Source organism: Microbacterium umsixpiens (assembly GCF_053543675.1).
In genome coordinates this window covers 1-5,335 of record NZ_JBLVOH010000105.1, presented here as the reverse complement: position 1 = coordinate 5,335, position 5,335 = coordinate 1, and the positions used below count along the sequence as shown (strand labels likewise).

At 69.6% G+C, this 5,335-nt stretch carries 5 protein-coding genes; 1 reads left to right on the top strand and 4 read right to left on the bottom strand.

Annotated features, from left to right (window positions below):
• Window positions 1–62: 62 nt before the first annotated feature.
• The 4 genes from ACNPM4_RS10760 to ACNPM4_RS10745 all read right to left on the bottom strand — a co-directional run bounded on the left by ACNPM4_RS10760 (window position 63) and on the right by ACNPM4_RS10745 (window position 4,677).
• Window positions 63–3,275, bottom strand: coding sequence for an efflux RND transporter permease subunit (locus ACNPM4_RS10760; RefSeq protein WP_448985678.1), 3,213 nt, complete (start codon window positions 3,273–3,275; stop codon window positions 63–65).
• Window positions 3,276–3,291: 16 nt separating this feature from the next.
• Complete coding sequence (locus ACNPM4_RS10755) at window positions 3,292–3,879, bottom strand: TetR/AcrR family transcriptional regulator (protein ID WP_448985677.1); 588 nt, start codon at window positions 3,877–3,879, stop codon at window positions 3,292–3,294.
• A gap of 67 nt (window positions 3,880–3,946) precedes the next feature.
• Window positions 3,947–4,306 carry a fluoride efflux transporter FluC gene (locus ACNPM4_RS10750; RefSeq protein WP_448985675.1) on the bottom strand — a complete coding sequence of 120 codons (360 nt, stop codon included), beginning with the start codon at window positions 4,304–4,306 and terminating at the stop codon, window positions 3,947–3,949.
• Complete coding sequence (locus ACNPM4_RS10745) at window positions 4,303–4,677, bottom strand: fluoride efflux transporter FluC (protein ID WP_258134154.1); 375 nt, start codon at window positions 4,675–4,677, stop codon at window positions 4,303–4,305. Before ACNPM4_RS10745 ends, ACNPM4_RS10750 begins: the two co-directional genes overlap by 4 nt.
• 85 nt (window positions 4,678–4,762) lie before the next feature.
• Here ACNPM4_RS10745 and ACNPM4_RS10740 point away from each other — a divergent pair.
• Window positions 4,763–5,335, top strand: a 573-nt coding sequence (locus tag ACNPM4_RS10740; RefSeq protein WP_448985674.1) for an NAD(P)/FAD-dependent oxidoreductase, incomplete at its 3' end; no start/stop codon positions are given.

Here is a 5,335-nt window from a genome sequence, read left to right as displayed (position 1 = left end):
CCGGGGCCTTTCTGCGGAGTTGTGAACAGCCGGCGGGAGACCGCACGCCCGCCGGACGGGAACTACTCCCCGCGGTCGCGCAGCTCGCGCCGCGTGAGCTGGGGCGCGTGCGGCAGGCCGGACGCGTCGATCAGCACCGATCCGGCCGGAGCCACAGCGGCACCCGACGTGTCGGGGTCGACGGGAGCATCCGGCTTCGGCGCTCCCCCGGCATCCGATCCTCCGGCCTTGCGCGCGGCCCGCCGCTCTCTGGCACCCTCGACGAGGTTGTAGAGGGTGGGCAGCACGATCAGCGTCAGCACGGTCGAGGAGAGTAGGCCGCCGATCACGACGATCGCGAGCGGCTGCGAGATGAACCCGCCGTGGCCGGTGATGCCGAGAGCCATCGGCGTCAGCGCGAGGATTGTGGCGAGTGCCGTCATGAGGATCGGACGCAGACGCTTCTCGCCACCGGCCTTCACCGCCTCGATGGTCGACAGACCCTTCTCCCTGTACTGGTTCACGAGGTCGACGAGCACGATCGCGTTCGTCACCACGATGCCGATGAGCATCAGCACACCGATCAGCGAGGCGACGCCCAGCGGCACGCCCGTGACGATCTGCAGCAGGATCGCGCCGGTCGCCGCGAACGGCACCGAGACGAGCAGCAGCAGCGGCTGGCGCAGCGACTTGAACACCGCGACCATCACCACGTAGACGATCAGGATCGCCGCGAGCATCGCGAGTCCGAGCTGCGAGAACGAGTCGGCCTGCTGCGAGGCGACACCGCCGACCTCGGCCGAGGCACCGTCGGGCAGGTCGGCTGCGGCGAGCGCCTCGGTCACCGACTGCGTGGCGGTGGCGAGGTTGTCGGATGCCGGCGGCACGGTGACCGTCGATGTCCGGCGCCCCTGCTCGGTCGTGATCGAGGTGGGGCCGTTGCGCTGCTCGACCGTCGCGATGTCCTGCAGCTGCACGACGCCGAGCGGGGTCGGGATCGCGAGCTCCTTGAGCGCCTGGACAGTGGTCGGTGGCTCCGGCGTGACGATGTAGATGGTCAGCGCGGTGTCGTCGATCTCGACCGATCCGGCCTGCTGCGGACGCATGGTGTTCGAGACGATCGAGCCGACCGCGACCTCGGAGAGACCGCGCTGGGCGGCTGCCTCCCGGTCGACGACCACGGCGATGTACGGCAGCGAGGCGGCGAGGTTGTCGGTCACCTGGCCGACGCCGTCGCGTCCGTCGAGCTCCTCGACGACCGAGGTGGTCGCGGTCTGCAGGTCGTCGGCGTTGGATGCCGTGACCGTGATCTCGATGTCGCTCGAGCCGAAGCCGGCGGATGCCGCGACCGACACCTCGCCCACGTCGTCGCCGAGTCCGTCGATCGCGTCCTGCACGTCGGCGCGCAGCTTCTCCTGGTCGGCGTCGCCGTCGGTGAGCACCGAGTAGGTGACACCCGCTCCGCCCGAGAAGGCGTCGCTGAGGGCCGAGCCGCTGGTGCCGATCGAGGCCTGCACGTGCTCGATGCCGTCGATGCCGAGGAGTGCGTCCTCGACCTCGACCGCGGCATCTGACTTCGCCTGCAGGCTCGCGGTCGGGCCGAGGTCCTGCGTGACGGTCATGGTGTTCTGGCCGGAGTCGCTCAAGAAGTTGATCTTCATGAGCGGTGCGGCGGCGAGCGTGGCGCCGAGCACGACGACGGCGAGGATCACCGTGACACCGGAGTGCTTGAGGGTCCAGCCGAGGATCGGCCGGTAGACGCGCTGCAGCTGCGTCGGCGGAGCATCCGGGTGCTCGGGGTCGATGACGTTGCCGTGCTCGTCGACGAGCTCCTTGCCCGGCTTCAGGAACCAGTACGCGAGCACCGGGACGATGGTGAGGGCCACCAGGAGCGAGGCGACCATCGCGATGGTCACGGTCATGGCGAACGGTCGGAACAGCTCGCCGACCATGTCGCCGACGAAGACGATCGGCAGGAACACCGCGACCGTCGTGATCGTGGATGCCGTGATCGCCATGGCGACCTCGCGCACGGCGAGGCGGATCGCATCACCCTTGTCGGCATCGCCGACGTAGTGACGCTTGATGTTCTCGATCACCACGATGGAGTCGTCGACCACGCGGCCGATCGCGATCGTGAGCGCGCCGAGGGTCAGCACGTTCAGCGAGTAGCCGAACGCCTGCAGCCCGATGAAGGTGATGAGCACGCTGGTCGGGATCGAGATGGCGGTGACGAGCGTGGAGCGGATCGACATCAGGAACACGAGGATCACGATCACCGCGAACACGAGTCCGAGCAGGCCCTCGGTCGCGAGCGTCTCGATCGACTGCACGATGAACGGCGCCTGGTCGAAGATGATCGTGAACTCGGCGTCGGGGAAGGCGTCGCTGATCGTGTCGAGCGCGGCGATGACGCCGTTCGACACCTCCACGGTGTTGGCGGCGGGGAGCTTGGTGATCGAGATCGAGAGCGCGTCCTTGCCGTCGACGCGCGAGATCGAGGTGACCGGGTCGGACTCCTGCGCGACCGTGGCCACATCGCCGATGGTCGAGGTGGTGCCGACGAGCGGGAGTGCCGCGATCTCTTCGACCGAGGTGATCTTCGCTCCGGTCTGCACCGTGAGCGTCTGACCGTTCTCGGTGATGTCACCGCCGGGGAAGAGCGTGCCGTTCTGCTGCAGCGCATTGCTGATCGCCTGCGTGCTCTGGCCTTCGGCGGCGAGCTTCGCGGCGTCGGGCGTGATGCTGATGCGCTGCCCGACACCGCCGACGATCTCGGCGGCGTTCACGCCATCGACGTCTTCCAGCTCGGGGATCGCGACGGATTCGAGCTCGGCCTGCGCGTTGTCGGCATCCTCGAATCCGGTGACGGCCACCTGGATCACCGGGAAGTCGTCGATGGAGACCGACAGCACCTGCGGGGCCACGTCTTCCGGCAACTGCGAGGAGACGCGGTTGATCGCCTGCTGGATCTTCTGCTCGGCGGTGGCGAGGTTGGTGCCGTAGGCGAACATCGCCTGCACGATCGAGGCGTTCGTGGTGCTGGTGGCCGTGGTCGACTCCAACCCCGGCACGCCCTGGATCGCCGACTCGATCGGCGTCGACACGTCGTTCTCGACCACCTCCGGCGAGGCACCCGGGTACGTCGTCATGACGACGAGCGCCGGCAGCTCGAGCGAAGGGATCAGCTCCTGCTTGAGGTTGGTGAGCGCGAGCCCGCCGAACACCGCCGCGACGATGGTGATCAGGGCGATGAGCGCGCGGTTCTTGAGGCTCAGGATGGCGAGTTTCGACAAGGCGGTTTCCTCGGTGTCAGGGTGTGGCTGTCGCTGCGGAGGGAGTGGAGACGGAATCTCCGAGGATCCGCGCCAGTGCGGTCTCGATGAAGGACTGTTCGAGGTGGGCGTCGCGGATCTGCATGCTCCACATGACGCCGTCGATGAAGATCATCGCCGCTCGGGCGCGGTCTTCGCCATAGGTCGGCTCGAGAAGTTCCACGAGCCGGTCGGAGAGATGACGTGCGAGCTCGCGCAGCCGGGGGTCGTGCACGGCGGCGGTCACCACGGCCCGGTCGGCCTGGACGGCGTGGTGGTCGTCGAGGCTCTCGAACACGAGCGCGGCGATCACGGCGGGGCTGTCCCCGCGGTCGGCGATGGTCTGCCGGACGCCGTCGAGGCGCGCATCCACCTCCTCGGCGAGGGCGCGGAAGGCGGCGGAGCGGAGGTCGTCGAGGGTGTCGAAGTACTGGGTGGTCGCGCCGAGGGGAACGCCCGCGCGGGCGGCGACCTTGCGGTGGGTGACGGCCTCGGCGCCCACTTCGACGATGAGCTCGGCGGCCGCGGTCACGATCTCGCGACGGCGCGCTTCAGGGTCACGTCGACGACGCGACCCATCACCCATCCGAACCCCCTGGACATCCGTACATGTACGTTTGTACATTTCCGGATTGTGAGGACGCTGGGAGCGGTCAGACCAGCGCGCCGACGGCCAGCCCGAGACCCGCCGCGAGCAGGCCGAGCAGGAGCATCCCGACGGCATTGAAGACGGATGCCGGGCGCTCGCCGTCGCGCCACAGGGCGACCGTGTCGAGCATCGCGGTGCTGAAGGTCGTATAGCCGCCGAGCAGGCCGGCACCGAGGAGGAACGCGGCATCCGGCAGTGCGGTCGTGACGATGCCCAGCGCGAAGGATCCGGAGAGGTTCACCAGCAGGATCCCCCACGGGAACCGCCGACCGGCCAGCCGTGCGACGCCGAGGTCGACGAGGTATCGCAGCACCGCGCCGACTCCCCCGGCGAGCGCAGCGCCGACGAACAGCAGCGGGCTCACGATGCCGCTCCGGCGCGCGGGCGGGCGATGCGCAGCCCGAGAGCTGCCGCGCCGAGTCCGAGCACGAGACTCCCCGCGGCATAGGCGAACGCGAGCACGGGAGCATCCGCCCACAGCTGCACGCTCCCCGTCATGAACGCGCTGTACGTCGTGAAGCCGCCCAGCACCCCGGTGCCGAGCAGCAGTCGCAGATCCGTGGATGCGGGAATCCGCGCGGCCAGCACACCGATCAGCAGGGCACCGACCACGTTCGCGACGAGCACCGCGACGGGTACACCGCCGGCGTCCGGGAGAGCGAGCCCCAGGCCGAGCCGTGCCGCCGTGCCCACCGTGCCGCCGGCGGCGACGAGGAGGATGCGGCGGAGGGTCACGTCGCCACTGTAGTCGCGCGTGACAGTGCGCCGCGGCGATGTCAAGGGCGTGGATGCCGGGCACCGCACGCCGTTGACTGTGCGCATGACCCCTCTGTGGAAGCTCGAGAAGTCGCTGCCGACCGGATCGCCCTTCGAGGAGGGTGCGCGACACGACGTCGTGGTCGTCGGCGCCGGCATCACCGGCCTCACGACGGCCGTCATGCTCACCCGGGCCGGGCTCGATGTGGCCGTGATCGACGCGGGTGGCATCGCCGAGCTCGCGACCGGCGCGAACACCGGCAAGCTGTCACTCCTGCAGGGGTCACGGCTCGCGACGATCCGCCGCCACCACCCGGCGTCGCTCGTGCGCGCGTACGTCGACGCCAACAGGTCGGGGATGGAGTGGCTGACCGCCTTCGCCGAGAGCGCGGACGTGCCGTTCACCCGCCACACCGACCACTCCTACGCGCAGGGGCCCGACGGCGCAGGAGACGTGCGCGACCAGCACGACGCCGCCCGCGAGGCCGGGCTGCCGACACGGATGCTGGCCGCCACCACCGTGCCGTCGACGCCGTTCCCGGTGGCCGCCGCCGTGGCCCTCGACGACCAGATCGCGATCGACCCGGTCGCTGTCACCGTCGCGCTCGCCCACGAGCTGCTGAGCGCCGGCGGCATG

Bases quoted from the DNA above. Each gene is read 5' to 3' on its own strand.
- ACNPM4_RS10755 (WP_448985677.1), bottom strand. From the start codon at position 3,879: ATGGGTGATGGGTCGCGTCGTCGACGTGACCCTGAAGCGCGCCGTCGC.